The organism is Cobetia sp. PDI-23MA (assembly GCF_059507735.1).
On record NZ_CM183352.1, the window covers coordinates 3,481,209 to 3,506,801 of the forward strand.

The 25,593-nt window shown below is 63.8% G+C and carries 23 protein-coding genes; 17 read left to right on the top strand and 6 right to left on the bottom strand.

The annotated features are described in order from the left end of the window. Positions 1 to 46 precede the first annotated feature (46 nt). Both nhaB and AC5WNJ_RS14790 read left to right on the top strand, forming a co-directional pair. On the top strand, positions 47 to 1,579 hold the full coding sequence (gene nhaB / locus AC5WNJ_RS14785) for a sodium/proton antiporter NhaB (RefSeq protein ID WP_175089608.1): 1,533 nt from the start codon (positions 47 to 49) through the stop codon (positions 1,577 to 1,579). 246 nt (positions 1,580 to 1,825) lie between these two features. Continuing rightward, positions 1,826 to 2,803, top strand: a complete 978-nt coding sequence (locus AC5WNJ_RS14790; protein WP_495930073.1) for an MDR family oxidoreductase — start codon at positions 1,826 to 1,828, stop codon at positions 2,801 to 2,803. A gap of 305 nt (positions 2,804 to 3,108) precedes the next feature. Here AC5WNJ_RS14790 and dacB read toward each other — a convergent pair whose 3' ends face one another. The 3 genes from dacB to AC5WNJ_RS14805 all read right to left on the bottom strand — a co-directional run bounded on the left by dacB (position 3,109) and on the right by AC5WNJ_RS14805 (position 5,513). Beyond that, positions 3,109 to 4,659, bottom strand: a complete 1,551-nt coding sequence (dacB, locus tag AC5WNJ_RS14795) for a D-alanyl-D-alanine carboxypeptidase/D-alanyl-D-alanine endopeptidase (protein WP_495930074.1) — start codon at positions 4,657 to 4,659, stop codon at positions 3,109 to 3,111. A gap of 67 nt (positions 4,660 to 4,726) precedes the next feature. Beyond that, entirely contained in the window at positions 4,727 to 5,056 is a 330-nt protein-coding gene (locus AC5WNJ_RS14800) for a DMT family transporter (protein ID WP_253064088.1), read from the bottom strand. Positions 5,057 to 5,060: 4 nt separating this feature from the next. Then, positions 5,061 to 5,513, bottom strand: a complete 453-nt coding sequence (locus AC5WNJ_RS14805) for a PACE efflux transporter (RefSeq protein WP_253064090.1) — start codon at positions 5,511 to 5,513, stop codon at positions 5,061 to 5,063. Between the two features lie 138 nt (positions 5,514 to 5,651). On the opposite strand from AC5WNJ_RS14805, the gene AC5WNJ_RS14810 reads away from it, so the two are divergent. Next, the gene (locus AC5WNJ_RS14810) at positions 5,652 to 6,578 is read left to right on the top strand and encodes a LysR family transcriptional regulator (protein ID WP_495930075.1); all 927 of its coding nucleotides are present in this window, start codon (positions 5,652 to 5,654) and stop codon (positions 6,576 to 6,578) included. A 6-nt stretch (positions 6,579 to 6,584) separates the two neighbouring features. Here AC5WNJ_RS14810 and trmB read toward each other — a convergent pair whose 3' ends face one another. Continuing rightward, positions 6,585 to 7,274, bottom strand: a complete 690-nt coding sequence (gene trmB, locus AC5WNJ_RS14815) for a tRNA (guanine(46)-N(7))-methyltransferase TrmB (protein WP_495930076.1) — start codon at positions 7,272 to 7,274, stop codon at positions 6,585 to 6,587. A 477-nt stretch (positions 7,275 to 7,751) separates the two neighbouring features. Between trmB and AC5WNJ_RS14820 the strand changes: the two genes are divergently transcribed. The 4 genes from AC5WNJ_RS14820 (at position 7,752) to AC5WNJ_RS14835 (ending at position 14,148) form a co-directional block, all read left to right on the top strand. Further along, positions 7,752 to 9,626 carry a beta-ketoacyl synthase N-terminal-like domain-containing protein gene (locus tag AC5WNJ_RS14820; RefSeq protein WP_176678482.1) on the top strand — a complete coding sequence of 625 codons (1,875 nt, stop codon included), beginning with the start codon at positions 7,752 to 7,754 and terminating at the stop codon, positions 9,624 to 9,626. A gap of 243 nt (positions 9,627 to 9,869) precedes the next feature. Continuing rightward, the gene (coaD, locus tag AC5WNJ_RS14825; protein WP_176677990.1) at positions 9,870 to 10,379 is read left to right on the top strand and encodes a pantetheine-phosphate adenylyltransferase; all 510 of its coding nucleotides are present in this window, start codon (positions 9,870 to 9,872) and stop codon (positions 10,377 to 10,379) included. 10 nt (positions 10,380 to 10,389) lie between these two features. Further along, complete coding sequence (locus AC5WNJ_RS14830; RefSeq protein WP_176677991.1) at positions 10,390 to 10,647, top strand: YfhL family 4Fe-4S dicluster ferredoxin; 258 nt, start codon at positions 10,390 to 10,392, stop codon at positions 10,645 to 10,647. A gap of 570 nt (positions 10,648 to 11,217) precedes the next feature. After that, entirely contained in the window at positions 11,218 to 14,148 is a 2,931-nt protein-coding gene (locus AC5WNJ_RS14835; RefSeq protein ID WP_495930077.1) for an MASE3 domain-containing protein, read from the top strand. 108 nt (positions 14,149 to 14,256) lie between these two features. On the opposite strand, the gene AC5WNJ_RS14840 is transcribed toward AC5WNJ_RS14835, so the two are convergent. After that, positions 14,257 to 14,538 (bottom strand): hypothetical protein, encoded by a 282-nt coding sequence (locus tag AC5WNJ_RS14840; RefSeq protein WP_495930078.1) that lies wholly within the window; start codon positions 14,536 to 14,538, stop codon positions 14,257 to 14,259. A 273-nt stretch (positions 14,539 to 14,811) separates the two neighbouring features. On the opposite strand from AC5WNJ_RS14840, the gene AC5WNJ_RS14845 reads away from it, so the two are divergent. The 4 genes from AC5WNJ_RS14845 (at position 14,812) to AC5WNJ_RS14860 (ending at position 19,872) form a co-directional block, all read left to right on the top strand. Continuing rightward, entirely contained in the window at positions 14,812 to 16,146 is a 1,335-nt protein-coding gene (locus AC5WNJ_RS14845) for an MATE family efflux transporter (RefSeq protein WP_495930079.1), read from the top strand. Positions 16,147 to 16,318: 172 nt separating this feature from the next. Beyond that, positions 16,319 to 17,629, top strand: a complete 1,311-nt coding sequence (locus tag AC5WNJ_RS14850) for a short-chain fatty acid transporter (RefSeq protein WP_495930080.1) — start codon at positions 16,319 to 16,321, stop codon at positions 17,627 to 17,629. 272 nt (positions 17,630 to 17,901) lie between these two features. After that, positions 17,902 to 18,426, top strand: a complete 525-nt coding sequence (locus AC5WNJ_RS14855) for an acyl-CoA thioesterase (RefSeq protein WP_043332919.1) — start codon at positions 17,902 to 17,904, stop codon at positions 18,424 to 18,426. A gap of 114 nt (positions 18,427 to 18,540) precedes the next feature. Next, positions 18,541 to 19,872, top strand: a complete 1,332-nt coding sequence (locus AC5WNJ_RS14860) for a bifunctional transcriptional activator/DNA repair enzyme AdaA (RefSeq protein ID WP_495930081.1) — start codon at positions 18,541 to 18,543, stop codon at positions 19,870 to 19,872. Positions 19,873 to 19,885: 13 nt separating this feature from the next. Here AC5WNJ_RS14860 and AC5WNJ_RS14865 read toward each other — a convergent pair whose 3' ends face one another. Continuing rightward, positions 19,886 to 21,337, bottom strand: coding sequence for an aminotransferase-like domain-containing protein (locus tag AC5WNJ_RS14865; RefSeq protein WP_495930082.1), 1,452 nt, complete (start codon positions 21,335 to 21,337; stop codon positions 19,886 to 19,888). A gap of 157 nt (positions 21,338 to 21,494) precedes the next feature. On the opposite strand from AC5WNJ_RS14865, the gene AC5WNJ_RS14870 reads away from it, so the two are divergent. The 6 genes from AC5WNJ_RS14870 to AC5WNJ_RS14895 all read left to right on the top strand — a co-directional run bounded on the left by AC5WNJ_RS14870 (position 21,495) and on the right by AC5WNJ_RS14895 (position 25,544). Then, entirely contained in the window at positions 21,495 to 22,097 is a 603-nt protein-coding gene (locus AC5WNJ_RS14870; protein ID WP_176677998.1) for a LysE family translocator, read from the top strand. A 133-nt stretch (positions 22,098 to 22,230) separates the two neighbouring features. Beyond that, a complete protein-coding gene (locus tag AC5WNJ_RS14875; RefSeq protein ID WP_176677999.1) occupies positions 22,231 to 22,836 on the top strand; it encodes a glutathione S-transferase family protein in 606 nt (201 codons plus the stop codon). 43 nt (positions 22,837 to 22,879) lie between these two features. Continuing rightward, entirely contained in the window at positions 22,880 to 23,323 is a 444-nt protein-coding gene (locus AC5WNJ_RS14880; RefSeq protein ID WP_495930083.1) for a GNAT family N-acetyltransferase, read from the top strand. A gap of 66 nt (positions 23,324 to 23,389) precedes the next feature. Continuing rightward, positions 23,390 to 23,794 carry a DoxX family protein gene (locus AC5WNJ_RS14885; protein WP_495930084.1) on the top strand — a complete coding sequence of 135 codons (405 nt, stop codon included), beginning with the start codon at positions 23,390 to 23,392 and terminating at the stop codon, positions 23,792 to 23,794. Next, positions 23,794 to 24,378 carry a DNA-3-methyladenine glycosylase I gene (locus tag AC5WNJ_RS14890; RefSeq protein ID WP_495930085.1) on the top strand — a complete coding sequence of 195 codons (585 nt, stop codon included), beginning with the start codon at positions 23,794 to 23,796 and terminating at the stop codon, positions 24,376 to 24,378. The genes AC5WNJ_RS14885 and AC5WNJ_RS14890 overlap by 1 nt, the downstream gene beginning before the upstream one ends. Positions 24,379 to 24,428: 50 nt before the next feature. Continuing rightward, complete coding sequence (locus AC5WNJ_RS14895) at positions 24,429 to 25,544, top strand: metal-dependent hydrolase (RefSeq protein ID WP_495930086.1); 1,116 nt, start codon at positions 24,429 to 24,431, stop codon at positions 25,542 to 25,544. The last annotated feature ends 49 nt before the right edge of the window (positions 25,545 to 25,593 follow it).

Below are 25,593 nucleotides of genomic sequence, written 5' to 3' on the forward strand. Positions count from 1 at the left end.
CCGATCCCGTCCTCCAACAACAACAAATCAACGCCGGGAACTGCCCATGCCTTCGCTATCACACGACACACGCCAGACGCTCAGCCGCGGACTGGCGCGCAACTTCCTCGGCCAGTCGCCACGCTGGTACAAGCAGCTGATGTGCCTGTTTCTGATCACCAACCCACTACTGCTGTGGTTCAGCGGCCCGCAAGGTGGCGTGATCGTCGGCTGGCTGCTGCTGGGGGAATTCATCTTCACGCTGGCGATGGCGCTCAAGTGCTATCCCCTCCAGCCGGGCGGTCTGCTGGCGCTGGAGGCCGTCGTCATCGGCATGGCCTCACCGGAGGCCATCATGCAGGAGATGGAGCGCAACCTGCCGGTGATCCTGCTGCTGATGTTCATGGTGGCCGGCATCTACTTCATGAAGCCGCTGCTGCTGTATGCCTTCACCAAGATCATCCTCGGCGTGCGCTCCAAGACATGGCTGTCGCTGATGTTCTGTCTCTCCAGCGCCCTGCTGTCCGCCTTTCTCGATGCCTTGACGGTGACGGCGGTCATCATCGGCATCGCGGTGGGCTTCTACTCCGTCTACCACAAGGTGGCCTCGGGCAAGCATTTCGATACTCAGCATGACCATGCCAACGATGTCAGCGTCGAGGCCGTGCACAGTGAAGACCTTGAGGATTTCCGCGGCTTTCTGCGCTCGCTGCTGATGCATGGCGCGGTGGGAACCGCGCTGGGGGGCGTCAGCACCATGATCGGCGAGCCGCAGAACCTGGTGATCGCCAAGGCCGCTGAATGGGACTTCATCGACTTCTTCCTCGCCATGGCGCCGGTCACCGTGCCGACCTTCTTCGCCGGCCTCGCCCTGTGTGTGCTGCTGGAGCGCGGCCGTTGGTTCGGCTACGGCCAGCGACTGCCCGCCAGCGTGCGACGCATTCTCGAGGATTATGATCATCATCAGGATGCACGGCGCACGCCGCGGGAACGCGCCGCGCTGATCGTGCAGGCCGTGGTGGCCGTGCTGCTGGTACTGGCGCTTGCGCTGCACATGGCAGAGGTCGGGCTGATCGGGCTGGCGGTGATCATTCTGCTGACCGCCGGCAACGGCATCACCGATGAGCACCAGATCGGCCGCGCCTTCCAGGAATCACTGCCCTTCACCTCGCTGCTGGTGGTGTTCTTCACCATTGTCGCGGTCATCCACGAGCAGCACCTGTTCCAGCCATTCATCCAATGGGTACTCAGTCTGCCCATCGAGGAACAGGCCGGCGCGTTGTTCCTGGCCAACGGGCTGCTCTCGGCCATCTCGGACAATGTCTTCGTGGCCACGGTGTACATCACCCAGGTCAAGAACGAGTTCGTGGCCGGCAATATCAGCCGCGAACACTTCCATGCGCTGGCGGTCGCGGTGAACACCGGCACCAACCTGCCCAGCGTTGCGACCCCCAACGGCCAGGCAGCGTTTCTCTTTCTGCTCACCTCCGCCATCGCGCCACTGGTCAGGCTCTCCTACGGGCGCATGGTATGGATGGCATTGCCCTATACGGTGCTGATGACGCTGGTCGGGCTGGCCACCGTGCGCAGCTTCATCTAGCCAGCGTCTTGACGAGAACCTTAGCAAGAGGCCTGACGAGAGCCTTCCACCAGCGCCTCCTGTTACCGGGGCCAGCCGCACACCCGGCTGGCCCCGGTTGCGTCAGTCTCATCCCAATGTCGATAGCGCGAGGCTTCCCCACAGCGTCGCTTGCAGGCACTGTGAGGTGACGCGTCTCGATCAGACGCCGTGACACCTTCACGCAGGAAGACCGCCAACACCCACGCCATCCACAAGGAGACAGCCATGTCCCGCGCACTGATGCTGCACGACGAGACCCCACGCGCCCGAGTCGTCGAACTCTCCGATGATCAGCTGCCTGACCTGCCTGTCACGGTGGCCATCGAGCGTTCCGGACTCAACTACAAGGACGCGCTGGCCATCACCGGCCGTGGCAAGATCGTCCGTGAGCTGCCCTTCGTGCCGGGCATCGATTTCGCGGGTCGCGTCGAGGCCTCCGACTCGCCGGACTATCAGCCGGGCGACGAGGTCCTCCTGACCGGCTGGGGCGTGGGCGAGCGCCATTGGGGCGGCCTGGCCGAGCGCATGCGCGTCAAGCCCGAGTGGCTGGTCAAGCGCCCTGCCAATCTGAGCGCCGAGCAGGCCATGGCCTTCGGCACCGCCGGCCTGACCGCCATGCTGTGCGTGATGCGCCTCGAGGAGGCCGGCCTGACGCCCGAGCAGGGCCCGGTGATCGTCACCGGCGCCACCGGCGGGGTCGGCAGCTGGGCCGTGCAGATGCTGGCCAAGCAAGGCTTCGAGGTTCACGCGGTCAGCGGCAAGGCCGAGCAGCGCGAATGGCTCGAGTCACTGGGCGCGAGCGAAGTCCATCTGCGCAGTGATTTCGAGGACAAGGGCCGCCCGCTGGAAAAGAGCCGCTGGGCAGGCGCCGTGGATACTGCCGGTGGCCAGGTGCTGGCCAATCTGCTGGCGCAGATGAATTACGATGGCAAGGTGGCGGCCGTGGGCCTCGCGGCGGGCGCCGACCTGCCCACCAGCGTGATGCCGTTCATCCTGCGCGGCGTCTCGTTGCTGGGCGTCGATAGCGTCATGATCAATGCCGAACGTCGTCGAAAGGTCTGGCAGCGTCTGGCCGACCTGCCGGGCGAGATGCACGCCCAGATGCAGCTCGAGACGGTCGGCCTGGAAGGCCTCGCCGAACGCGCCGAGGCGATGATCGACGGACGCGTCAGCGGTCGCGTACTGCTCGACCCGACGCGCTGAAGACACTCGACGCACGACCCGCGACGGAAAATTTGCCCTCGCAGCGCCAAAAACGCTTCAAGTCCTTGATTGTTGCGGTGCAATAGCGATTTTGGCGTTAGCCAACGCCGTCACACAACGCTATGCTCTTGTTATCTCGTTGCGCCCTGTCGAGCGTCCCGAGTGCCCTCCCCTCAGCCATGCCGGGCGTGTGGAGGACCACCCCGCCTTCGGGCGGGGTTTTTTGTGTCTGCCACTCAGGCCATGAACACGAAAGCCCCGCCGATTGGCGGGGCTTTCGTGCCATGCGCTCGCGATCAAGGAGCTCAGTTGCGCTCGATCATCGCGGTCAGGTCCTCGGCGACCGGATCCAGCACCTGCGGCCAGGACAAATAAGGCACCGCCGCCCGGCCGTTGACCATCACCGCGAAGGCGCCCCAGCGGCCACTTTGCGTGCGGAAGTATCCCGAGATGGCGCGCACCGGCACCGGGTTGTTGAGCGTGCCCGTCTTGACCATCACGTGATTGCGGAAGGTCTCGCTGCCACGGCGGATGAAGCGCATCGGGCCATTGACCGGTGCCTGCAGACCCGCCACGAAGGTGGGGAACAGCGCCGGGCGGTGATACATGCTGTCGAGCAACGCCATCAGCCCACTGACGCTGGTGCGGTTCTGTGAAGTCAGGCCGCTGCCGGAGTACATCGTCAGCGGGCCGTGACCGGGAATCGCGCTGGCGAAGGTCTCGAGCTTGGCGCCGCCCTGGCGCAAGGTGGCCTGACTGCCGCCGACCAGCGCCAGCGTCAGCTGGTCCGCCATGAAGTTGTTGGAGTAATTGAGCATGCGCGTCAGCAACTCCTGCATCGGCTTGCCTTCGACGCTACCGAGCTGCGCGGCGCTGGAGGGCGGCGCCGTCGAGGTGATGTCCACCCCACCGGTCACCGTTATCCCGGCGCGTGCCAGGATGTCGCGCATCAGCTCACCGGTGTACAGCGCAGGATTGGAGACGGCGCGATAGATACTGCGCGGCTGGCTGTCGGCGGCGATGGTGCCGGTGACGACCAGCGTATCGCGACCGTTGCTGGTGGTGCGCCGGGCATTGATGGCGCTCTTGCCCCCCGCGCCGACCGTGGTGACCTGGTTGTCGAAGATCTCGGTGGGCTGGGTGGTGTCGCAGCTGGCCAGTCGCGCCGGCGCCTGACTGCCCGCCCCCGGCATCACCTTCACGCACCAGCTGGCATAGTTGCTGGCCGCGGACGACAGCAGCGCATCATAAGCATTGCTGGAACGCCGCGAGGCATTGCAGCGATCGGTACTGATGCAGGGCACCGGCCCGAAACGCCACTGGCTGATCAAAAGGCGCCCTTCGACGCGGCGGATGCCCCGAAAGCGCAGCTCCTCGGTCAGCCGCCACAACTCTTCACTGGTCAGCGCCGGGTCGCCGCTGCCCTCGAGCACCAGGTCACCGGTCAAGACGCCGCCGCTGATTGTGCCCGTGCTGCGCAGACGCGTGGAGAAACGGTACTGCGGGCCGAAACGGTCCAGCGCCGCACCGGCGATATAGAGCTTGGACAGCGAAGCCGGCGTCAGCTGCTGGTCGGGATTGACCGAGGCCAGCGTCTCGCCGGTATCGAGCATGCGCGCCTGGGCACTGACGATGAAGCCCTTGTCAGTCAGGCGCGTCAGGTTGTCAAAGCCCGCCGCCTGCGCCGGGCCCGCCACGACAAGCGTCGCTCCGGCCACCATGGCCAGTCGGCGCAGCGAGCGCGTGAAACGCAGCGACTTGCCCGCTCCTGAGGGGCGCGCCGCCTTCAGCAAAGGCAACAGGGGAGACAGTCGGGAGGGTCGCGCAGAGGTCGGTGCAGTGCGAAATAGAAGCATGAGGCATCCAGTGACGTCGTCGGTGAGCATCCATGTCACAGCCGGGAGGCGCCGTGATGCCCCTAGCTTAATGAGGACTGGCGCTGGAAAACAGATGCAGGACGGCGACACCGCCCACGATCATCGCCAACCCCAGGATGGCCGGCAGGTCCGGCATCTCGCGATAGACCACCGCACCGAACACGGTGACCAGCACGATGCCGAGCCCGGACCACACCGCATAGGTCACACCCAGCGGCAGATCACGCAACACCAGCGTCAGCAGATAGAAGGCAATACCATAACCCACTATCACGATCAGGCTCGGGCCGAGTCGCGAAAATGACTCGGAAGCCTTGAGTGCGCTGGTCGCGATGACCTCCGCCAGTATGGCAAGTGCCAGGAAGACATAACTCATCGAATCACCTTGTGTTGTGTGGTGCGGCATGGTGTTGCTCACGGGCGGCCCTGCGCGCCAGCAGGCGACGCATCACGGCATCGAACAGCGGATTGAAGATCATCGCCCAGACCAGGAAGAAGGCAACGAAGCCCAGATCCAGCAGCAATGCCTGCCACAGCCCCAGGTCGAGCCAGGCGGCCACGATGAAGACGGTTACCAGTACCAGACCGAGTTCGAAGCCGAGTGCCTGAGCGATGCGCTGGGTCACGCTGCGCTGGCGGGTCGGCACCCAGCGATCGAACATCCAGTTCCAGACCGTACTCCAGATCACCGCCAGTGTGGACATCACCACCGCCAGGCTGCCCATGCTCGCCAGATCATGCCCCGTGACCAGTGCCGACAGCGGCGCCACGAGCAGAATACCGCCCAATTCCAGCAATCCAGCCTGGGCCAGACGTTCTTTCTTGGAACGCATGTCATACCTCCTCTCGATCACCGCGTGTGATGCCATAGGGCTGAATGACGCGGATGGAGGAGGCATTCTAGAGAGATACAAGATGGTTTAAAGTTGGTACCCATCTACTGTTCAGATAGATCAAGGTGAGGCGAGGCAATGAACTGGACACTGGAGCAACTGCAGACACTGCGCTGCGTGGCGGAGACGGGCTCGTTCTCGGCGGCGGCGCGGCGTCTGGGTCGCGCGCAGTCCGCGGTCAGCACCGCCATCGCCAATCTGGAGCTGGACCTGGGCTGCGAGCTGTTCGATCGTCGCCCTCGCACGCCGGTGCTGACGCCCGCGGGCGAGGCCATGCTGCATGAAGCCAACAGCGTGCTGATGCAATGCCAGCGCCTGGAGGCACGCGCCCGCACTCTCAGCCAGGGGCTGGAAGCCAGCCTGACGCTGGCGATCGATGAGGCGCTGGTAGAAATGCCGCCGGTGATGGCGGTACTGGAAAAGATGGCGGTGCAATACCCGACGCTGACGCTGAATCTGCTCAATGGCGCGCAGGATGAGGTGGCCCGCTGGGTGGAGCAGCACCAGGCCAATCTCGGCATCCTGTTCTATCAGCCACTGGGTGTCATGGCGCTGGAGCGCGAGGCGCTGGGGAGACTGGAGCAGGTGCTGATCGTGGCACGCAACCATCCGCTGGCGCAGCTTGAGAGCCCGACCCACAGCGACCTGGCGGATCACCGCCAGCTGATGATCGGTCAACGCCAGCAGCTGGAACCCGGCCACGAGGGGCCACGCTCACAGCGCTTCTGGAAGCTCAACAGCTTCTATGCCATGGCAGAGCTGACGACGCGCGGACTGGGCTGGGCGCAGGTTCCGCGCCATATCGCCCACTACCCGCCCTTCCAGCAGCGTTTGAAGATTCTGGACATGAGCGCACTGGGCGCCACCGCCGACATCGATATCGAACTGATCTCGCGTCGCGACAGCCCTCGTGGCCCCGCGGCAAGCTGGCTGCGCCAGTCCCTGCGCGACACCTTCCACAACAGCCACGCCGCTATCGCCAACCAGAACCTGCCACCAGCGTGATTCGCGTCAGACCTGCAGCGGGTAGCGCTCGGGCGTGTGTTCAAGCTGGCATTCGAGTCGCCACAGCGCCTGGCCAGACTCGTGATACTTGCGCTCGAAGTGCGTCAGATAATCGCCCTGCGGTTCGAAGGCGTGCGCCGTCACCTCGATACCGGTGGCATGCCCGATGCCCTGGGCGAATTCCCGGGCGTAGATCTCCCAGTTGGTGCGCAGCTCAAGCTGACCGCCCAGCGCCATGATGATAGGGAATACCGGGTGGCCCTGCCAGCGCATCTTGAGATGACGCGCCTTGGGATAAGGATTGGGGTACAGCAGGGTATGATGCGCAGGTGCCCAGCCAGCGGCAAGCGCCAGGCGCCAGAAGTCGACGAGGTCCGCGCGGACCAGCAGGGCGTTGTCCGGCAACTCACCATGCTTGCGGCTGAGACGGTCTTCGCTGCGGTCCACGCCGATGACGGCATGGTCCGGGTGCGCCAGTGCCAGCTGGCGAGTCGATCGCCCGACGCCGCAGCCGCTGTCCAGCCACAGGGGCCTGCCCTGAGCCGACAACCACTGTTGCGCTTGCAGAAACGCTTCGCGGGTATGCTCCGCGACGGGTTTGCGCAGCGGATGCGCCATCGCACGGCGCACGCGACGCTCGACATCCTCGTGGGGGCCGGTCTGGGGAGAATCGATCTGGCGGGAGTTGGCGTACATCAGCAGTTCCGATAGCAACGGGCAGGAAAATCACGCGCGGAGTCTAGCAGATGCGCCTGCATCGGGCTGCGCCATATGGCGTACAGCCCATCTGGGGTCGGCGGCGCAGGAAGGCCTGGGCACAAAAAAAGGCGCCTGCCTCGCGGCACGCGCCTACACCAACTCAAACAGCCAAGACAGAATGTCAGCTTGCCTCTCGGAAATCAAACAAACGTTTAATCACGATTATATCGTGTCATGACAAGTATAAAACAGGCCAGTGGGACTCGCGCTGAGCGCAGAGATATCGCACAGTGTTCGCAGCAAGCGCTCGCTGGCGCGCCCGCGTATAGGCGGGGGTGCATGACGCCTGTATTGAGGGGGTGTTATCATCCGCTCATCATTTGGACGAATATCCGCAGAGGTATCGCCCAGACCAACGACTCACAGTATTTTTACGAGGAAAGCGGCTTGTCACACTTACCGGTGATCGTCGGCATGGGCGGCGTCAATGCCGCCGGCAGAACTTCGGGCCATCAGGCGTTTAGACGCACGGTGCTCGACTCCCTGCCGGAGACAGACCGTCAAGAGACCCTGCTGGGTCTCGCGTCGCTCATGAACCTCGCCCGCTGCGATGATCAGGGCCAATGGTTCGATGCCGAAGGCCAGCCCGCCGAGGCTCAAGCGCTTGCGGAGCGTCTGGCAGATCAGGTGCTGTCCCACACCCTGATTCGTCGCATTGAAGACGAGCGCTTCAACGCGACCGGCATTCCTGCCAATCGTCAGTCAAAGCTGACGCTGGGCCAGGACTTGACCTTCACGCTGCGCAGCCGCCAGCTGCCGGAACAGCCGCCCGCTGACTGGCAGATCCGCGAGCTGGACAACCGTCATGTCGAAGTCACGGTACCGGCCGGCGAATTCGAGGTCCTGCTGCCCGATCATCGTCAGGCGCTGGTGCGCGCCGCGGGTCAGCTGCCCAGCGGCTTCGCACCGGAGCAGCTCTATCGCAGCGTGCATCACCCGCGCGGCCTGTCGATGACCATCTTCGGCGCCAGCGACTGCCTCGGCGACAGTGGCCTGGACTGGGATGCGCTGCGCGATAGCCTCGATCCGGACGATATCGCCGTCTACGCCGGCAACTCCATCGGCCAGATGGATGCTGAAGGCTGGGGCGGGTTGATGAAGTCCTTCGTGGCCGGCGAGCGCGCCACTTCCAAGCAGATGCCACTGGGCTATGCCCAGATGCCCGCCGACTTCCTCAATGCCTATGTGCTGGGCAATGTCGGCGGCGCCGGTGCCGCGATGGGCGCCTGTGCCAGCTTCCTCTACAACCTGAAGTTGGGCCTGAACGACATCCGCAGCGGCCGTCGCCGCGTGGTGATGGTCGGCACCGCCGATGCGCCGATCACGCCGGAAGTCATCGAGGGCTTCCGCAGCATGGGTGCTCTGGCCGATGACGAGAGCCTCAAGGCCCTCGACGCGCTGGAAGTGCTCACCGACAGCGATTACCAGAAGGCCTGTCGCCCGTTCGCGCGCAACTGTGGCTTCACCATCGCGGAAGCGACCCAGTTCGTGATCCTGATGGCGGATGATCTGGCGCTGGACACCGGCGCTCGCATCATCGGCAGCGTGCCGGACGTGTTCGTCAATGCCGACGGCTGGAAGCGCTCCATCTCGGCGCCCGGCGTCGGCAACTACATCACCCTGAGCAAGGCGGTGGCACTGGCCCGCGACATCGTCGGCGATGAAGGCGTGCGCCAGCGCAGCTTCGTGCACGCCCATGCCACCTCCACGCCGAAGAACCGCACCACCGAGTCACACGTGCTCAATGAAGTGGCTCGCGCCAACGACATCCAGGCCTGGCCTGTGGTGGCGGTAAAATCCTTCGTCGGCCACAGCCAGGGCAGCGCAGCGGGTGATCAGGCAGTATCGGCGCTCGGCAGCATGGCGACCGGCATCCTGCCAGGTATCCCGACGCTGGATGCCATCGCCGATGACGTGCATCACAGCCACCTCGACATCCGCCGCGAGGCGCGCGAATTCACCGCAGACGTCGCCTTCATCAATGCCAAGGGCTTCGGTGGCAACAACGCCAGTGGCGTGGTGCTGTCGGCTGACGTCACCCTGAAGTTGCTGGCGGCGCGGCATGGTGAGGAGGCACTGGCTGCCTGGCGTGAGCGCAGCGGTCTCTGCGAGCAGCGGCGCGCCGACTATCTGGACAAGGCACAGCGCGGTGAATTCACGCCGACCTATCGCTTCGGTGAAGGCGTGCTCGAAGGTCCGGAACTGGAGATCACGGATCGCGAGATCCGCATCCCCGGCTATGCGAAGCCCGTCTCGCTCAAGGTCGATAACCCCTTTGGTTCGCTGTAAGCCAGGTTCGCTGTAAGCCAGGCTCGCTGCAAGACCGGCTCGCTCCCCCTCCCGGGTTGTGCATCCGGTGACGAATCCCCTCGCTCGACTGGCAAGCCGCGCGAGGGGTTCTACACTCGGCGGACCGGAGGAGCCGTCGGCGCGACAGCCATTGCGTTACGGCCTTCTAAGGCTCCTCATCCTTCGTCGTCCACTGCAGCCGGCCACCAGGCTGACCCGCTGCCGACAGAGCTCGAGTTCGTCATGCCCAAGAACATTGCCGTCTATCCCGGCACCTTCGACCCGATCACCAATGGCCATACCGACCTGATCGAGCGCGGCGCCCGCCTGTTCGACAAGGTGGTGGTCGCGGTAGCTTACAGCCCCAGCAAACGCCCCGCGCTGCCGCTGGAGATTCGCATCGATCTGGCGCGCCGGGTTCTGGCGCATCTCGACAATGTCGAGGTCATCGGTTTCAGCTGCCTGCTGACAGAGCTGCTTGAGCAGCAGAATGCGCGTATCATTCTGCGCGGCCTGCGTGCGGTCTCCGACTTCGAGTATGAACTGCAGCTGGCCAACATGAACCGGGCCCAGGCACCGCACGTCGATAGCCTGTTCCTGACACCGGAATTACAGAACTCCTACATTTCATCGACCATCGTGCGCGAGATATCGCGTCATGGCGGTGATGTGTCGCGTCTGGTGCATCCGCTGGTGGCCGAGACCCTCGCCCGGCATTTCTCCGCTACCGACGACGACACCGCCACAAGCTGAGGACAGCATCATGGCCCTGATCATCACTGATGAGTGCATCAACTGCGACGTCTGCGAGCCGGAATGTCCCAATGGGGCCATCTCGCCGGGGGAAGAGATCTACGTCATCGACCCGGATCTGTGCACCGAATGCGTCGGACACTTTGATGAGCCGCAATGTCAGCAGGTCTGCCCTGTCGACTGCATCCCGCTCGACCCGGACAACAAGGAAAGCCAGGAAGAGCTGATGGACAAGTACCACATCATCACGGCCGCTCTCGGCAACTGATTACCGCCTGCTCCGGCAGCCGTCATGGCGATGATATGGCCTGTACTGCGCCACATCCATCGTGACGGCTGCTGCTTGCTTATTGCCTGACACCTCCTGCTCTCCCCGCAAGCCCTCACTGCAAACCCTCTTCTCAAGCTAACCCCGATAGACCTTCCTGTAGCCCCTTTCCTCAAGCTCTCTCTTCATGCCCTTCCCTCAAGCACGGCCCTGACTGACGCTTCAGCGCCTGACTCGCCAACGCGGTGCCTCTTGCTGCAAGAAACCAACGGGTAACGTAGTCGACTGGCACTAACACCGACTGGCAATACACTTCGCTCACTATCAGGACCTTTCCCGGCGCGCTGCCCGCCATTGCCTACTCCCGTCGGCCCCGCTGCTGGCCTCACTGCTGACATGGCCAGACAGAATCGTGGCTACCAACCTGCTCTCGCCCCCTGCATAAACGGCTACTCAATCAATATCAAACGCTACACCAGGTTATTTTCTGTTAGCATAATGTAAGCAAACTGTTCTATCCTGTAGTTGTCCATTCACCGGTCATCCCCTTTTCACGCGCACGGATTGCCCATGTCCTCTCACTCTCTCTCTACTGCTCTCAAGCACTCCTTTTTGGGGACACGCACACAGCTGCCCAATGCCGGCACAGGGATGCTGCTTGTCATGCTGGCGATCATGGTGGTCTTGATCGTGGTGCCGCGTCCGCAGCTGTTCAGCTCGGTCGAACAGTACCTTGTCCCGCATTCACTGCTGGAAATGGGTGCGATACTGGTCGCTCTGATGTCTGCCGTCTCCATCTTCCAGGGGCACCGTCGGACATTGCCGACCAGCTTTCTGGTCATGGGGTGCGCCTTCATGCTCTCCGCTTTCTTCGACATGGTGCATATCTTCAGCTACGACGGCATGCCGGACTTCGTCAGCGAGGCCTCCGTCAGCAAGGCCATCCACTTCTGGCTGGCAGGACGGACCGCCTTCATCATCGCCCTGTTGGCTCCCTGTCTGCTGACGGCACGCCCCGTGCCGCGTCGCTATCTGCCCGTGGCCTTTGGCGTGACACTCGCCATCGGGCTAATGGTGAGCTGGATAGGCCTCTTTCATCTCGACTTCCTGCCAGAGACCTTCATCGTCGGCAGCGGCCTGACCGCCTGGAAGATCGGCTATGAATGGGCCCTGGCGCTGAGCGCTGCGCTGGCCGCGGTACTTCTGCTTGGCGCGCGCCGACTGCCTGAAGGCACCAATGCCGGCTGGCTGGCGATCGCTGCGCTGGCCACGGGGATATCCGAGCTTTGCTTCACGCTCTATGCCACTGCCTTCGATGTCTTCAATCTGCTCGGCCATCTGTACAAGGTGGTGGCCTACGCGATGATCTATCACGCCATCTACTCATCGCGCATGGTCTACCCCTATCAGCAGCTGCAGAAGATGAGTGACGCCCTGGGCGAGGCCGAACAACGCTGGCAGTTCGCGCTGGAAGGCTCAGGCGCCGGCGTCTGGGACTGGAAGCAGGATACCGATCATGTCTTCTACTCTGCGCAGTGGAAGGCGACGCTCGGCTTCCAGGAACACGAGATCGGCAGCAGCTTCGATGAGTGGAAGTCACGCATCCATCCGGATGACATGCCGCGCACCCTAGACGACCTGAAACAGCACTTTGAAGGTCACAGCGCTGAATATCGCAACGAGCACCGCATGCTGACGCGCAACGGTGAATGGAAGTGGATTCTCGATCAGGGACGCGTGGTGGAACGTGCCGAGGATGGCAGACCCCTGCGCATGATCGGCACTCACAGCGATATCGACTGGATCAAGGAACAGCAGCAACGCCTGATCAGCAGCCGCGCCCGTCTGCGCTCCATCTATCATTCCGCCCCAGTGGGCATCATCGTCGCCAACGGGGATGGCACCATCGCGGATGCCAACTCGACCATGCATGCCCTGCTGGGCAAGAGTGATACCGAGCTTTTCCAGCAATCGCTGTGGGGGCTGTTCTCACTGGATGAGATCAGTCGCATGAAACGTGCCTGGGGCCAGCTGCAACGCGAAGGCGGCAGCTTCCAGGACGAATACCACATGCAGACTGACACGGGGCAGATGTTCTGGGCGGAAGTCACCCTCACCCCGCTGGAGGGCGAAGAGCGCACCCTGGTATTGATCAACAATATCGAGGACCGCCGTCGCGCCATCGAGCTGCTCGAGGAGAATGCAGCCCTGTATCAGGAAGTCTTCAGCACCGGCAACGCCATCAAGCTGCTGATCGACCCGGAGCTTGCCGAGATCATCGATGCCAATCCGGTCGCCGCCGACTTCTATGGTTACAGCATCGGCGAAATGTGCGGTATGCCATTGGGCCGTATCAACGTGCTGGCCAGCCAGTCGCTCTCCAAACGCATCCGTGCGGTCGTCAATCGTACCGACAACCACTTCGAGGCCAGCCACCAGCTTGCCAACGGTGAATTGCGTGATGTCGAGATCTTTACCGGCCCGGTGGACCTGAACGGCCGCACCCTACTGTTCTCCATCGTTCACGACATCACCGATCGCAAGCGTGCCCAGCGCGACCTGCAGATCGCCAACCTCAAGCTGTCGCGACTTTCAGAGAGCCGCAGCCAGATCCATCACCTCGCGGAATCCCTGCTGACCTGCTCCCAGCTCGATGAGGTCATCACCCAGCTTAATGTTCGTCTGCCCAGCCTGTTCGCCGGCTGCGAAGGCAGCGTGACCCTGCATGACCCAAACGACATCCATCAGACGATGCATATCAACTGGGGGACACCACCCACCGACGCTCGTCACCTCAAGCAGACGCTGACGGTCGGTGATGGCCAGGCGGGGGAATTCGTGCTGCTGATCCCGCCGGAAGAGGACAGCCTGGAGCGCTTTCAGTCCCTGGCGGAAGATGTCAGCAACCTGGTGATGCTGGCACTGGCCGACCTGCAGCTGAAGCGGGGCCTGGCACACGAGGCGCGCAAGGATACGTTGACGCGTCTCTTCAATCGCCGTCACCTCGATGAAGTGCTGCCCCAGAAACTGGCAGAGGCCAGCATCGGCAACCCACTGTCCCTGGTGGTGCTGGATCTCGACCACTTCAAGCAGGTCAACGATACCTACGGCCACGAGATGGGTGATCAGGTCCTCACGCGTCTGGCCAACCTGATACGTGAGTCGCTGCGCAGCTCCGATGAAGCCTGTCGCTACGGCGGCGAAGAATTCGTGATCCTGATCCCCGGTGCCAGCGCAGCGGTGTCACGCGCTCGGGTCGAGGCCATTCTCGAAGCCTTCCACGAAGAAGTCTTCGAGCATGAGACGCTGGGGCCGCTGACCGGCCTGAGCTTCTCCGCGGGGGTCGCCAACGCGCCGCATGACAGCCAGGCCACCGATGCGCTGTTCAACATGGCCGACAATGCGCTCTATGAGGCGAAACGCGCCGGACGCAAACGCGTGCTGTGCTTCAACTCACTGCCGCCCCCTGCCGATAGCCATGCCAGACACCCCGCGCATTGACCGCCGCTCTCACCGCCCCTTCAGACACGACAACGCCGACCCTCGAGGTCGGCGTTGTCGTGTCCAGACTTGAGCGGCGCATTCTTACCAGCCGCGATCAGGAGATATTCAATCCCAATCGACCCGCGTGGTCTTGCACCCCAGGCAGCGAGCGAAGGTCGCCTGCGCCGGGGTCGCGACCAGTACGCGCGCCGTCTCATCGATATTCTGCCCCATGGCCGCGAAGGGAGCCGACACGACGAAGATGGCAGCACCGACGACGGTCGTGGCCAGCAACAGTGGACGTCCGATAAGAGCATCGGCCACCATCATGCCTGCGCTGGGTGTGTCGTCACCCTGCTCGCTGGGCAGCTCGATGGCCTGCACCGGCGACACCAGCATCAGCGTCATGCCAGCTGCTGCAAGCCCAGTGCGCAATCGCGTGCTTCGCTGAAGAATCGTGCGTTTCATAGTCAGTTCCCTTGCGTACGGACGCTCCATGCGTCCCTGTTATGGGGCTTCGCGCCAGTGGATCTCTCGGCTGGCGCATGGCAGGCCTTGTCATCAAGTCACCAGAACTAGATTAGCGCTCCAGCGCCATTACGCCCAGCCCTGCCAGGCCTTATCCTGATCAACGCGACCGCTCCCGGCTGACGTTACCTTCTCCCCTCATTCGGACCCAACATGCCCACCCCTTCCCTGAAGACCGCCACACTGCCTTCCGCCGATCGCCATATGTGGCGCCTGGCCTGGCCCATCATCCTTTCCAACATTTCCGTGCCGTTGCTGGGGCTGGTGGATACCGCCGTGGTCGGGCATCTCGAGGATGCGGTGTATCTGGGTGCGGTCACGCTGGGCGCGGTCCTCTTCAGCTTCCTGTACTGGGGCTTCGGATTTCTGCGCATGGGCACGACCGGCATGACGGCACAGGCTCATGGCCGTGAAGACCACGATGGCCTGCGCACCCTGCTGGGCCAGGGCATCGGGCTGGCGCTGGCCATCGGGCTGGTGTTGATCATCGCCGGCTCGCCGCTGATCACCCTGGGGCTATCGCTGATGGAGGCAAGCGAGACCACGCGCGCCCTGGCCCATGACTACGCCAGCATCCGGCTGTGGTCGGCACCGGCCGTGCTGATCAACTACGTGATTCTGGGCTGGTTCCTGGGGCTGGGGAATTCGCGCGTCACGCTCGGCATCCTCGTGCTGACCAATGGCGTCAACATCCTGCTCGATCTTGCCTTCGTGCCCGGGCTGGGCATGACCAGCGATGGCGTGGCGCTGGCCAGCGTGATCGCCGACTACTGTGCGCTGGCCACGGGCCTGTGGCTGGTCGCCCGCCAGCTCAGACGCATGCCGGGGCGCAGTGATCGCGCAGCGCTGCTGTCTCTGCCCGCCTGGGGCGCGCTGATCCGCGTCAATCAGCATCTGTTCGTGCGCACCCTGTGCCTGCTGGGCGCGACGGCCTATTTCACCTCACAGGGTGCCAGCTTCGGGGATGATGTTCTGGCGGCCAATGCGGTGTTGCTGCAGTTCGTGATGATGACGTCCCATGCACTGGACGGCTTCGCCCAGGCAGCGGAGTCAGAGGTCGGGCGAGCCGTCGGCCAGAACGACTGGCAACGCTTCGCGCGCAGCGTGGGGGCGGCAACCCGTTTCTCCTTGATCACCGCGACAGCGGCCAGCGGCCTGCTCTGGCTCTGCGGGCCGGCGTTGATCCACCTGCTGACCGACATTCCCGAAGTGCGCGCCCTGGCCACCCTCTATCTGCCCTGGATGGTCGCCCTGCCCCTGGTCGCTGTGTGGAGCTACCTGCTGGACGGCATCTTCATCGGTGCCACGGCGACGAGTGAAATGCGCAATACGCTGGTGATATCCCTGCTGGCCTTCATCGGCCTGTGGCCGCTGCTCGAAGGCTTCGGCAATCATGGACTGTGGCTGGCCTTCCTGCTGTTCACCAGCGTGCGTTCTGCCGTGCTCGGCGGCTACTACCTGCATCATCGCCGCCATGATTGGCGCTGATGCCTTGCCAGTTGGCTGAAGTCTCCAGCAGGTTGATGCAGCGCTGAAAGGCTTGCCGCTGGCATTGGCGTGCCACTCGACCATCGCGCGATATTCTCCTGCCATCGAATGGACTAATGTAAGCGTGCCAACCCGTTTCCCATACTGATAAAAAGCCAACAGGGACTCTCACATGCTGCAATCGCTATCACGGCCAGCCGTCAAGCTGGTTGAGCGCTATCTGCCTGACCCCTATATCTTCGTCCTGTTGCTGACTGTCGTTGCAGCAGCAGCCGCCATGCTCATCGAACAGCGCTCCCCCACTGAGGTGATGCGCTATTGGGGCGATGGTTTCTGGAATCTGTTGACCTTCTCGATGCAGATGCTGCTGGTGTTGATCTCAGGCTTCATGCTCGCCAACACCCCGCCGGTGAAGAAAGGCCTGGCCAGCATCGCCTCGCTGGCCAGAACGCCGGGCAGCGCCATCATGCTGGTCACCTTCGTATCGCTGATCGCCAGCTGGATCAACTGGGGCTTCGGGCTGGTGATCGGGGCACTGTTCGCCAAACAGCTGGCCAGGATGATCAAGGTCGATTACCGCCTGCTGATCGCCAGTGCCTACTCCGGTTTCGTGATCTGGCATGCGGGCATCTCGGGCTCGATTCCGCTGACCATCGCCACCGCTGGCCACTTCACCGAGGAAAGCATCGGTATCGTGCCCACCTCGGACACCATCTTCGCCTTCTTCAATATCGCCATCGTCGCGGCGCTCTTGATCATCATGCCGCTGGTCAATCGCGCCATGATGCCCTTCGAGAAGGAAAGCGTGTACGTGGACCCGGCCCTGCTCGAGGAGAAGCACACCGAGATCAGCGACCAGCCTCGTCCCGCCGAGCGTCTCGAGAACTCGCCGATTCTCGCCTGGGTCGTCGGTCTGTTCGGCCTCGCCTGGCTGGTGGATCACTTCGTGATCCGTGGCGGCGGGCTGAACCTGAACGTGATCAACTTCAGCTTCCTGTTCCTGGCCATCGTGCTGCATGGCACGCCGCGCAAGCTGCTGGACAGCCTGAATGAAGCCATCAAGGGTGGCGCAGGCATCGTCATCCAGTTCCCCTTCTACGCCGGCATCATGGCGATCATGGTGCAGTCGGGACTGGCCGCCACGCTGTCCGAAGGCTTCGTATCGATTGCCACCGCCGACAGCCTGCCGTTCTGGTCCTTCATCAGTGCCGGTATCGTCAATCTGTTCGTGCCCTCCGGTGGCGGTCAGTGGGCCGTGCAGGCACCGGTCATGATTCCCGCCGCCCAGGCATTGGGGGCCGACCTGTCACGCGTCGCCATGGCCGTCGCCTGGGGCGATGCCTGGACCAACATGCTGCAGCCCTTCTGGGCATTGCCGGTGCTCGCCATCGCCGGCCTCAAGGCCAAGGACATCATGGGCTTCTGCCTGGTGCAGCTGCTGGTGACCGGCATCATCATCTCGCTGGGTCTGACGCTGCTCTAATACCTGGCTGACGGCGGCGTCAGCCAGCCTTTTCAGCCTGCCATTCAGATAGCCTTACCGATAACCCCGCAAGCTCCTTGCCCCCACAGGCGACTGTGGGGGCAAGGTCGTTTATAGATAGCTGATATGCCGCTCACGGGGTGCCAAGACGTCACGAATCCCGCAGACTAGCCATTATCCCTCTCTGCGCGGCATGCCAGAGTCATTGCTTCACCTGAGAGCCCCTGACAGCTCCCACTCACCTGACAGGCCCGTGCCTGAAGGACGCCCCAATGAGCGAGAACCAGCCAGAACAGACCGCCCTCAACGAAGCTCTGCCCGGCCAGCATCAGTTGATCATGACCGAGCTGATGACCCCCGACATGGCCAACTTCAGTGGCAAGGTGCACGGTGGCGCCATCCTCAAGAAGCTGGATGAAGTCGCCTACGCCTGCGCCAGTCGCTATAGCGGCAGCTACGTCGTCACCCTCTCGGTCGACCAGGTGCGCTTCAAGCAGCCGATTCACGTCGGCGAGCTGGTCACCTTCCTGGCCTCGGTCAATCATGTCGGCCGCTCCTCGATGGAGATCGGCATCAAGGTGGTCGCCGAATCCATCCAGGGTCGCCTGATTCGTCATACCAACAGCTGCTATCTGACCATGGTCGCGGTCGACTCCAACGGCCAGCCGGTGCCGGTGCCGCCACTCAACCTGGAAACCCAGGAACAGAAGCTGCGCTTCCACAAGGCCGCCATCCGCAAGAAGCTGCGCAAGCAGGCCGAAGAAGAAGAGAAGCGCCAGGAATCCATCGAGTTCTGAGCGACTCCCGGCAAGCGCTGCGAGCGCAATCCTGACAGTCAGCACAAGATACGGAGTGCACAGCCCCGAGCGGATGGCGATACTGAGCGTGAACCTTGCACAGCGAGATGAACGATGACATCAGTGTCCGGCGAAAAGACAGCGGCGGGGATGACGGCACCACCTGCCGCTGGCGACGCTCAAGGGTGCGATGAGGCCATCTGGCAGCGCCTGCTGGCGCGCCAGCCAATCGCCGGGGAGGCGCTGCGCTACGGCGTGATCACCACTGGCATTTTCTGTCGCATCGGCTGCCCATCCCCGGCGCCACGCCGCGACAACCTGCGCCTGTTTGCCGATTGTCACGCGGCGCGAGCCGCAGGCATGCGCGCTTGTCGGCGCTGTCATCCTGAGCAGTCCGAAAAGCCTGATCGCCCTCAGGCCGTCGAGCGGACTGGCCACCCCGTCAGGGCCACGCCTGGAGCACCGATGATGCCGGAATCGAACGCCCCACTTTCACGCGCCTCCACTGCCGCCCGCTCGACACCTGAAGACGCTGCCTCAACCCCCGCCACGCCTTGGCCGCTGACGGTGTGTCGGCAGTTGGAGCAGGCCGTCGCCGCAGGCGAGCCCACCCCGCCACTCGCAAGTCTGGCGGCGGAGCACGGGATAAGTGCCTCGCATCTTCAGCGCCGCTTCACGGCACTGCTGGGCCTGTCACCTTCCGAGTACTCGGCGGGTCTGCGCCAGATGCAGTTCCATGCGCTGCTGGAGGAGGGCCATGGCGTGACCGAGGCGATCATCGCCGCCGGCTATCGCTCCAGCAGCCGTGCCTATGCACGCAGGGACGGCATCACGCCCAGCGCCCGCCGCTCCGGCGGACAGGGAGAAGACCTGCTGGCATTGCATTGGCCGTGTCGCTTCGGGGTCCCGGAACAGTCCTGCTGGCTGAGCGCAGGACTCAGCGCGCGTGGCGTGGTCGTCATTCAGCTCAGCGACAGTCGTGAGGCGGGCCAGCAGGCGCTGGAAGCACGCCTACCCAAGGCCAGTTGGCAGCAGATGGAGACAGAGACAGACGGGCAGGACGGCAGCGCTCACACGGCCAGTCGTCTGCTGCATGCCTCACTGGGGGCACGGTTGCTCGCCCTGTGTGAGCAACCGGAGACCAGCCATGCACTGCTGCTCGAACTGCCGCTGGATGTGCGTGGCACCGCCTTTCAATTGCGCGTCTGGCAGCAGCTCAACGCTACCGTGAGTGGCGATACCCTGACCTATCGCCAGCTGGCCGAGGCGCTTGAGCGGCCGACCGCCAGCCGCGCCGTCGCCAATGCCTGTGGTGCCAACCCGCTGGCTCTGCTGACGCCTTGTCATCGTGTGGTACGCGGTGATGGCGGGCTCGGCGGCTATCGCTGGGGCGTGCCGCTCAAGCAGGCCAGATTGGCGCAGGAATCCGGCGACCGCCGGGAGTGAGCGCGGCGAAGCGCTAGAGCGTCATGGGACGCAGCGCAGGCGGCGCCTGCAGCTGCTCGCGCACGATTTCCAGCGCGTGGGTCAGCGCCTCACGGCTCTCGGCGGCGCTCAGGCACAGCCGGATGGCCTGCGGTGGCGGCTCATTGCCGACACAGAAGGGCTCGGCGCTGGTGACGTGCACACCCCGCTCGGTCAATGACGCGACCATCGCCTGACTGCGCTGCCCTTCGGGCAGCTCGAGCCACAGATCGAACGAAGACGGTCGCGCCGCCGGCGACCACTCCGCCAGCAGCGTGCGGGCCAGTTTCTGGCGCGCGCGCATCTCTTCCGTCTGCCACGCCACCAGCTGTGTCGCGTTGCCGCTGGTCAGCCAGGCGCAGACCGTCTCCATCAACAGCGGCGCCACCATCCAGCTGTGGCTGCGCAGCACTGCGCCGATGCGAGTCAGCACCTCCACCGGCGCCCGCAATACGCCCAGGCGCAGGCCCCCGGCCAGCAACTTGGAGGTACTGAAGACATACAGGGTGCGCTCCGGCGCCATCTGATAGAGCCGCGTGCCGCACTCCTCGTCGGGCAGATATTGTACCCCGTCTTCCAGAATCCAGAAGTCATGCTGGCGCGCGAGGGCGACCAGGGCCTTGCGCCGTGCATAAGACAACTGCGCCGCGCCCGGATTGTTCTGCTCGGCCATCACATAGACCATCCTGGGCGCCTGCTGACGGCACAGCCGCGCCAGCGCCTCGACATCCATGCCGTCCTCGTCAAGCGGCACCCGCAACAGCTTGAGGCCACGTTCGGCGCTGGCGACGATCAGCCCGGGATAGGTCAGCGCGCCGGTGACCACGGCATCCCCGGGCGCCAGCAGCGCCGACAACGCCAGCGTGATGCCATTCTGGCCGCCCTGGGTCAGCATCAGCTCCTCGGGGTCGACCGGCATGCCGAGCTCACCCATCCAGCTCGCCAGCAATTGCCGGTGGCTGCCGTCCCCGAATTCATTCTGATACTCGACACTGCGCAGCAAGGCCTCGGGTGACTGGCTGATCGCGGCCAGCGCCGCTGCCATTCCCTGCTGCCGCGCGGGGTGAGGCGGTGGCAGGCTCATGGTGAGATCGATCACGCCGGCCGCTGCCGACAGCACGCCCTCCTGTTCTGACGCCAATCCATAGGCCTTTCTGGCCCGCAGGGCATGCCCGAAGCTGCTGGAGGATCCATGCGCGCTCCGGGTGGCGCCGTTGATGTAGGTGCCGCTCCCGACACGCGCCGATACCAGGCCACTCCGCTCGGCCTCGGCGTAGCCTCGCGTCACCGTGCCGATGGTCACGCCCAGCGCATCCGCCAGCCGACGCTGAGGCGGCAGTCGCTCGCCTTCCTTGAGCTGGCCTGAGGCGATATCGAGGCGGATGGCCTCCGCCAGAGCACGGTAACGCGGCATGGCGGGGTCCAGGGTCGGAATCCACATTGTCATGGTGACAAAAAACCTGTTGACGGTAATTGTCATCAGATTATGCTCAAAACATGCCGCCAACAAGCCATAAAACACAGGAATGTGCCGGCACTCGCAAATTGAATCCATACAATCAGATATGCGACCTCGACAACGCCCACCACGCTGAAGGACACCCATGGAATCCCTCGCCTTTCTGGCCCCCGCCACGCTTTTCATGCTGTCGATGACCCTGACACCCGGCCCCAACAACGTGATGTTGACGGCCTCGGGGGCCAACTATGGTTACTGGCGCACCCTGCCGCATATCTTCGGCATCCTGATCGGCTGCCTGGTGCTGTTCATCGCCATCGCGCTGGGCCTGGGGCTGGTCTTCGAGCGTTATCCCATCGTGCAGACGCTGCTGAAGGTGCTGGGCAGTGCCTACCTGCTCTACCTGGCCTGGAAGATCGCCACCGCCCCGCCACCTGACTTCGCCAGCCAGCAGGATGCACGCCCGATGACCTTTCTCGCGGCAAGCCTGTTCCAGTTCGCCAATCCCAAGGCCTGGGTGATGGGCATGGCGCTGATGGCGAGCTTTCTGCCCGAGGAAGGCCCGGCACTGCTCAACGCCGTATTGCTGGCAGGCTTCGCGGAACTGGTCGCGCTGCCCTGCATCTCGCTATGGGCGGGCTTCGGGACCGCCATCGGGCGCCTGCTGAATACCGAACGCGCCTGGAAGATCTTCAATCGCGTGATGGGCGTACTGACCGCTTCCTGCGTGGTGATGATCCTCGGCTGACCCACAGCCTGCGTCTGGAGCACGCGAATGACACCGATTCGTCGAACACTGTTCGAATGATCACTGTTCATGCAGGCGAGGTTGGTTAGACTGTCGAGACGCCAATTCCACGCTCGCACAGGACGCTCCCTGCATGCTGACACTCTACGGTGATCGCCGCTCCGGCAACTGCTACAAGGTCGAGCTTCTGCTGCACCTGCTCGAACGTCATCATCACTACATCGAGGTCGACATTCTGGCCGGCGACACCCGCACGCCGGAATTTTTGACCCGCAACGTCAATGGCAAGATTCCGCTGCTGGAGCTGCATCGCGGCGAGACGCTGTCAGAGTCGAACGCCATCCTGAATTATCTCGCCGATGGCAGCGACTACCTGCCGAGTGACCCCTTCCTGCGCGCCAAGGTGCTGCAGTGGCAGTTCTTCGAGCAGTACAGCCATGAGCCGTACATCGCCACTGCCCGCTTCATCAATCGCTACCTCGGCCTCCCCGACGAGCGCCGCGCCGAGTATGCCGCCAAGCAGGAAGGCGGCAAGCGCGCCCTGCGCGTGATGGAGCACCATCTCGCCGAGCATGACTGGCTGGCCGGGGATCGATTCACGATCGCCGACATTTCCCTTTATGCTTATACGCATGTCGCCGATGAAGGCGGCTTCGCGCTGGACGACTATCCCGCCATTCAGGCGTGGCTGGCACGTGTCGCGGCGCAGCCGAGACATTTCGATATCCCGCGGGACTGATAGGATAAGGCATCCCCGACGACCGCTGCTGCCAGGACACACAATGCCAACCTTGACCTATCGCCCGATGACACCGGAAGACCACCCTGCCTTCATCGCCATGATGGAGGCGACCCCGGGAGTGGTCATCCGCGATGCCGACCGCCATGCCCCTGTCGCCCGCTATCTGGCGCGCAACCCCGGCATCAGCCACCTGGCCTTTCTCGATGAGCGCCTGGTCGGCTGCGCCATGGCGGGCCATGACGGCAAGCGCGGCTATCTTCAGCATGTGATGACGGCGCCGGACATGCGTGGCCAGGGCATCGCCAGCACGCTGGTCGACCGCTGCCTGGCGGCCTTGGCCTGTGAAGGCATCGACAAGGTGCATCTGGATACCCTGCACGACAACCATGACGCTCATCGCTTCTGGGAGCATCTTGGCTGGTCCAACCGCAATGCCGAGATCGTGCGCTTCTCGCGCATTCTGGTGGACAACCCCAACGCCTGAGGCAGCCGCCTTGTATCCGGACGACCGCTAAGCAAGCCCGACGACCGCTGAGCAAGGAGCTCTACCGTGCAATTTCTCGAAAATGACGACCTCGGCAAGCTGATACTGCGCCTGATGCTGGGCCTGCTGTTGCTGTTTCATGGCCTTTCGAAGCTGCTGGGGGATGGTGGCACGCTGAGCTGGATCGCCGGCGAGCTGGAGAGCATGGGAATCCCGGGCGTGGTGGCCTATGGCGTCTATATCGGCGAGATCATCGCGCCCATCATGCTGGTGCTCGGCGTGCACTCGCGCATCGCCGGGCTGATCGTGGTCGCCAACATGCTATTCGCCTTTGCCGTGGCGCACATGGGCCAGCTGTTGAGCCTGTCACCCTCCGGCGGCTGGGCGCTGGAGCTGCAAGGCTTCTTCCTCGCCAGCGCCCTGGCCATCGTCTTTCTCGGCAGCGGTCGCTACGCGGTACAGGAGGACTGATGGCCGACGTCGTCACCGCCAGCACCTATTGCGAGAATGCTCCTAAGCACCCGATTCATGGCCCATATCATGATCATGAATACGGCTTTCCGGTCAGCGATGACCGGGTGCTGTTCGAACGCTTCGTGCTCGAGATCAATCAGGCCGGCCTCTCCTGGCTGACAGTGCTCAAGAAGCGCGCGGCCTTCCGCGAGGCATTCGAGGATTACGATATCGCGCGCATCGCCGCCTACGGGGACGAGGATCGCGCGCGCCTGCTCAGCAATGCCGGCATCATTCGCAACCGGCTCAAGATCAATGCCGTGATCCACAACGCAGGCGTGGTGATGCAGCTCAAGGATTCCCACGGCAGCTTCAACGGCTGGCTGGATGCCCACCATCCTCAACCGCTGTCAGCCTGGATCAAGCTGTTCAAGAAGACCTTCCGCTTCACCGGCCCCGAGATCGTCAACGAGCTGCTGATGAGCTGCGGCTATCTGCCCGGCTGTCATCGTGATGACTGCCCGGTGCAGGCGCGCGTGCTGGATGCCGGCCCACGCTGGGCCGAGCCGGGCGCCCTGGCGGCGATCCGCGCAGATGACTGACGCCTGCTCCCACGCCTCCCGCTTTCTTCTTCCTCACAGGTAGCCCACGCATGGACTCCCTTACCCAGATCTGCCTCGGGGCCGTCGTTGGCGGCGCCGTCATGACACCGGCCATTCGCCGCCTGCCCAGCCCGAAACGCGGCGCGGCCATCCGCCATGCGCTGCTCGGCGGTGCGGCGCTCGGCACCCTGCCCGACCTCGACGTGATGATCGACTACGGCGACGCGGTCGCCAATTACACCCATCACCGTGGCTTCAGCCATTCCCTGCCGGTATTGGCGCTTCTGGGCATCGTACTCGGCTGGCTGCTGGCTCGCCTGCCACGTCTGGCGAGTCTTGGCCGTGGTCGGCTGATCGCCTACTGCGTACTGTGCCTGATCACCCACCCGCTGCTGGACAGCTTCACCACCTATGGCACCCAGCTGCTGTGGCCGTGGCCCAGCCGCCCCATCAGCCTGGCCAGCATCTTCATCATCGACCCGCTCTACACCCTGCCGCTGCTGATTACCGGCCTGTGGGTGGCGATTCGTGGTCGCGCCGGGCGCCTTCTGACCACGGGCCTCATGCTCTCGAGCCTCTATCTGGGCTGGGGGCTGGCCGCCAAGAGCTGGGTCGAACATCGCGTGGCGCCGCTGCTGGCGAGCCAGGGCTTCGCCGACGCTCCGCGCATGGTGCAGCCGACTCCCTTCAACAGCCTGCTGTGGCGTGTCAGCGCCACCACGCCGCAGGCGGATCACGAGTGGATGGTCAGCGTGTTTGACTCCGACGCGCAGCTGGCGTCTCTCGCACGCCGCGATTTTCCGCGCCATCCGGCGCTGGATGCCGAGGTCGCGAAGCTGGAGGACGGCCAGCGTCTGCGCTGGTTCGCGGCGCCCTATCTACGTGCGAGCCGCGATCGGACACCAGAGGGTGAGACGCTGCTGGCAGTGACCGATACACGCCTGGGCTCACCCGGCTATCACCCCTTCCGCTTTGCCCTCGCACGCCAGAACGCCGCGGGGGAATGGCAAGGGCTCGAGGACAGCCAGCGCCTGCCCAGCCGACGCGTCGATCGCGCCGCCCTGCTAAGCCTCTGGCAGGCCGTCCATGACCCACAGACACGCATGCAGCCGAATCAGCGCACCGTCTCTGCCACGCCCTCAAATCCCGCGGCCGAGACACGATAAAACGCCGCTGATTAAGGCCCGAGATACGACAACGCCCGCCATGGCGGGC

Excerpts from the sequence above, each read along its gene's own strand:
- AC5WNJ_RS14820 (WP_176678482.1), top strand. The coding sequence starts at position 7,752 with ATGGGCGGCGTCAATGCCGCCGGCAGAACTTCGGGCCATCAGGCGTTT.
- AC5WNJ_RS14895 (WP_495930086.1), top strand. The coding sequence starts at position 24,429 with ATGGACTCCCTTACCCAGATCTGCCTCGGGGCCGTCGTTGGCGGCGCC.
- dacB (WP_495930074.1), bottom strand. The coding sequence starts at position 4,659 with ATGCTTCTATTTCGCACTGCACCGACCTCTGCGCGACCCTCCCGACTG.
- AC5WNJ_RS14805 (WP_253064090.1), bottom strand. The coding sequence starts at position 5,513 with ATGCGTTCCAAGAAAGAACGTCTGGCCCAGGCTGGATTGCTGGAATTG.
- coaD (WP_176677990.1), top strand. The coding sequence starts at position 9,870 with ATGCCCAAGAACATTGCCGTCTATCCCGGCACCTTCGACCCGATCACC.
- AC5WNJ_RS14840 (WP_495930078.1), bottom strand. The coding sequence starts at position 14,538 with ATGACGCTGATGCTGGTGTCGCCGGTGCAGGCCATCGAGCTGCCCAGC.
- AC5WNJ_RS14790 (WP_495930073.1), top strand. The coding sequence starts at position 1,826 with ATGTCCCGCGCACTGATGCTGCACGACGAGACCCCACGCGCCCGAGTC.
- AC5WNJ_RS14850 (WP_495930080.1), top strand. The coding sequence starts at position 16,319 with ATGCTGCAATCGCTATCACGGCCAGCCGTCAAGCTGGTTGAGCGCTAT.
- AC5WNJ_RS14865 (WP_495930082.1), bottom strand. The coding sequence starts at position 21,337 with ATGACAATGTGGATTCCGACCCTGGACCCCGCCATGCCGCGTTACCGT.
- AC5WNJ_RS14860 (WP_495930081.1), top strand. The coding sequence starts at position 18,541 with ATGACATCAGTGTCCGGCGAAAAGACAGCGGCGGGGATGACGGCACCA.
- AC5WNJ_RS14875 (WP_176677999.1), top strand. The coding sequence starts at position 22,231 with ATGCTGACACTCTACGGTGATCGCCGCTCCGGCAACTGCTACAAGGTC.
- AC5WNJ_RS14880 (WP_495930083.1), top strand. The coding sequence starts at position 22,880 with ATGCCAACCTTGACCTATCGCCCGATGACACCGGAAGACCACCCTGCC.
- AC5WNJ_RS14870 (WP_176677998.1), top strand. The coding sequence starts at position 21,495 with ATGGAATCCCTCGCCTTTCTGGCCCCCGCCACGCTTTTCATGCTGTCG.
- AC5WNJ_RS14890 (WP_495930085.1), top strand. The coding sequence starts at position 23,794 with ATGGCCGACGTCGTCACCGCCAGCACCTATTGCGAGAATGCTCCTAAG.
- AC5WNJ_RS14845 (WP_495930079.1), top strand. The coding sequence starts at position 14,812 with ATGCCCACCCCTTCCCTGAAGACCGCCACACTGCCTTCCGCCGATCGC.
- trmB (WP_495930076.1), bottom strand. The coding sequence starts at position 7,274 with ATGTACGCCAACTCCCGCCAGATCGATTCTCCCCAGACCGGCCCCCAC.
- nhaB (WP_175089608.1), top strand. The coding sequence starts at position 47 with ATGCCTTCGCTATCACACGACACACGCCAGACGCTCAGCCGCGGACTG.
- AC5WNJ_RS14835 (WP_495930077.1), top strand. The coding sequence starts at position 11,218 with ATGTCCTCTCACTCTCTCTCTACTGCTCTCAAGCACTCCTTTTTGGGG.
- AC5WNJ_RS14855 (WP_043332919.1), top strand. The coding sequence starts at position 17,902 with ATGAGCGAGAACCAGCCAGAACAGACCGCCCTCAACGAAGCTCTGCCC.
- AC5WNJ_RS14830 (WP_176677991.1), top strand. The coding sequence starts at position 10,390 with ATGGCCCTGATCATCACTGATGAGTGCATCAACTGCGACGTCTGCGAG.
- AC5WNJ_RS14810 (WP_495930075.1), top strand. The coding sequence starts at position 5,652 with ATGAACTGGACACTGGAGCAACTGCAGACACTGCGCTGCGTGGCGGAG.
- AC5WNJ_RS14800 (WP_253064088.1), bottom strand. The coding sequence starts at position 5,056 with ATGAGTTATGTCTTCCTGGCACTTGCCATACTGGCGGAGGTCATCGCG.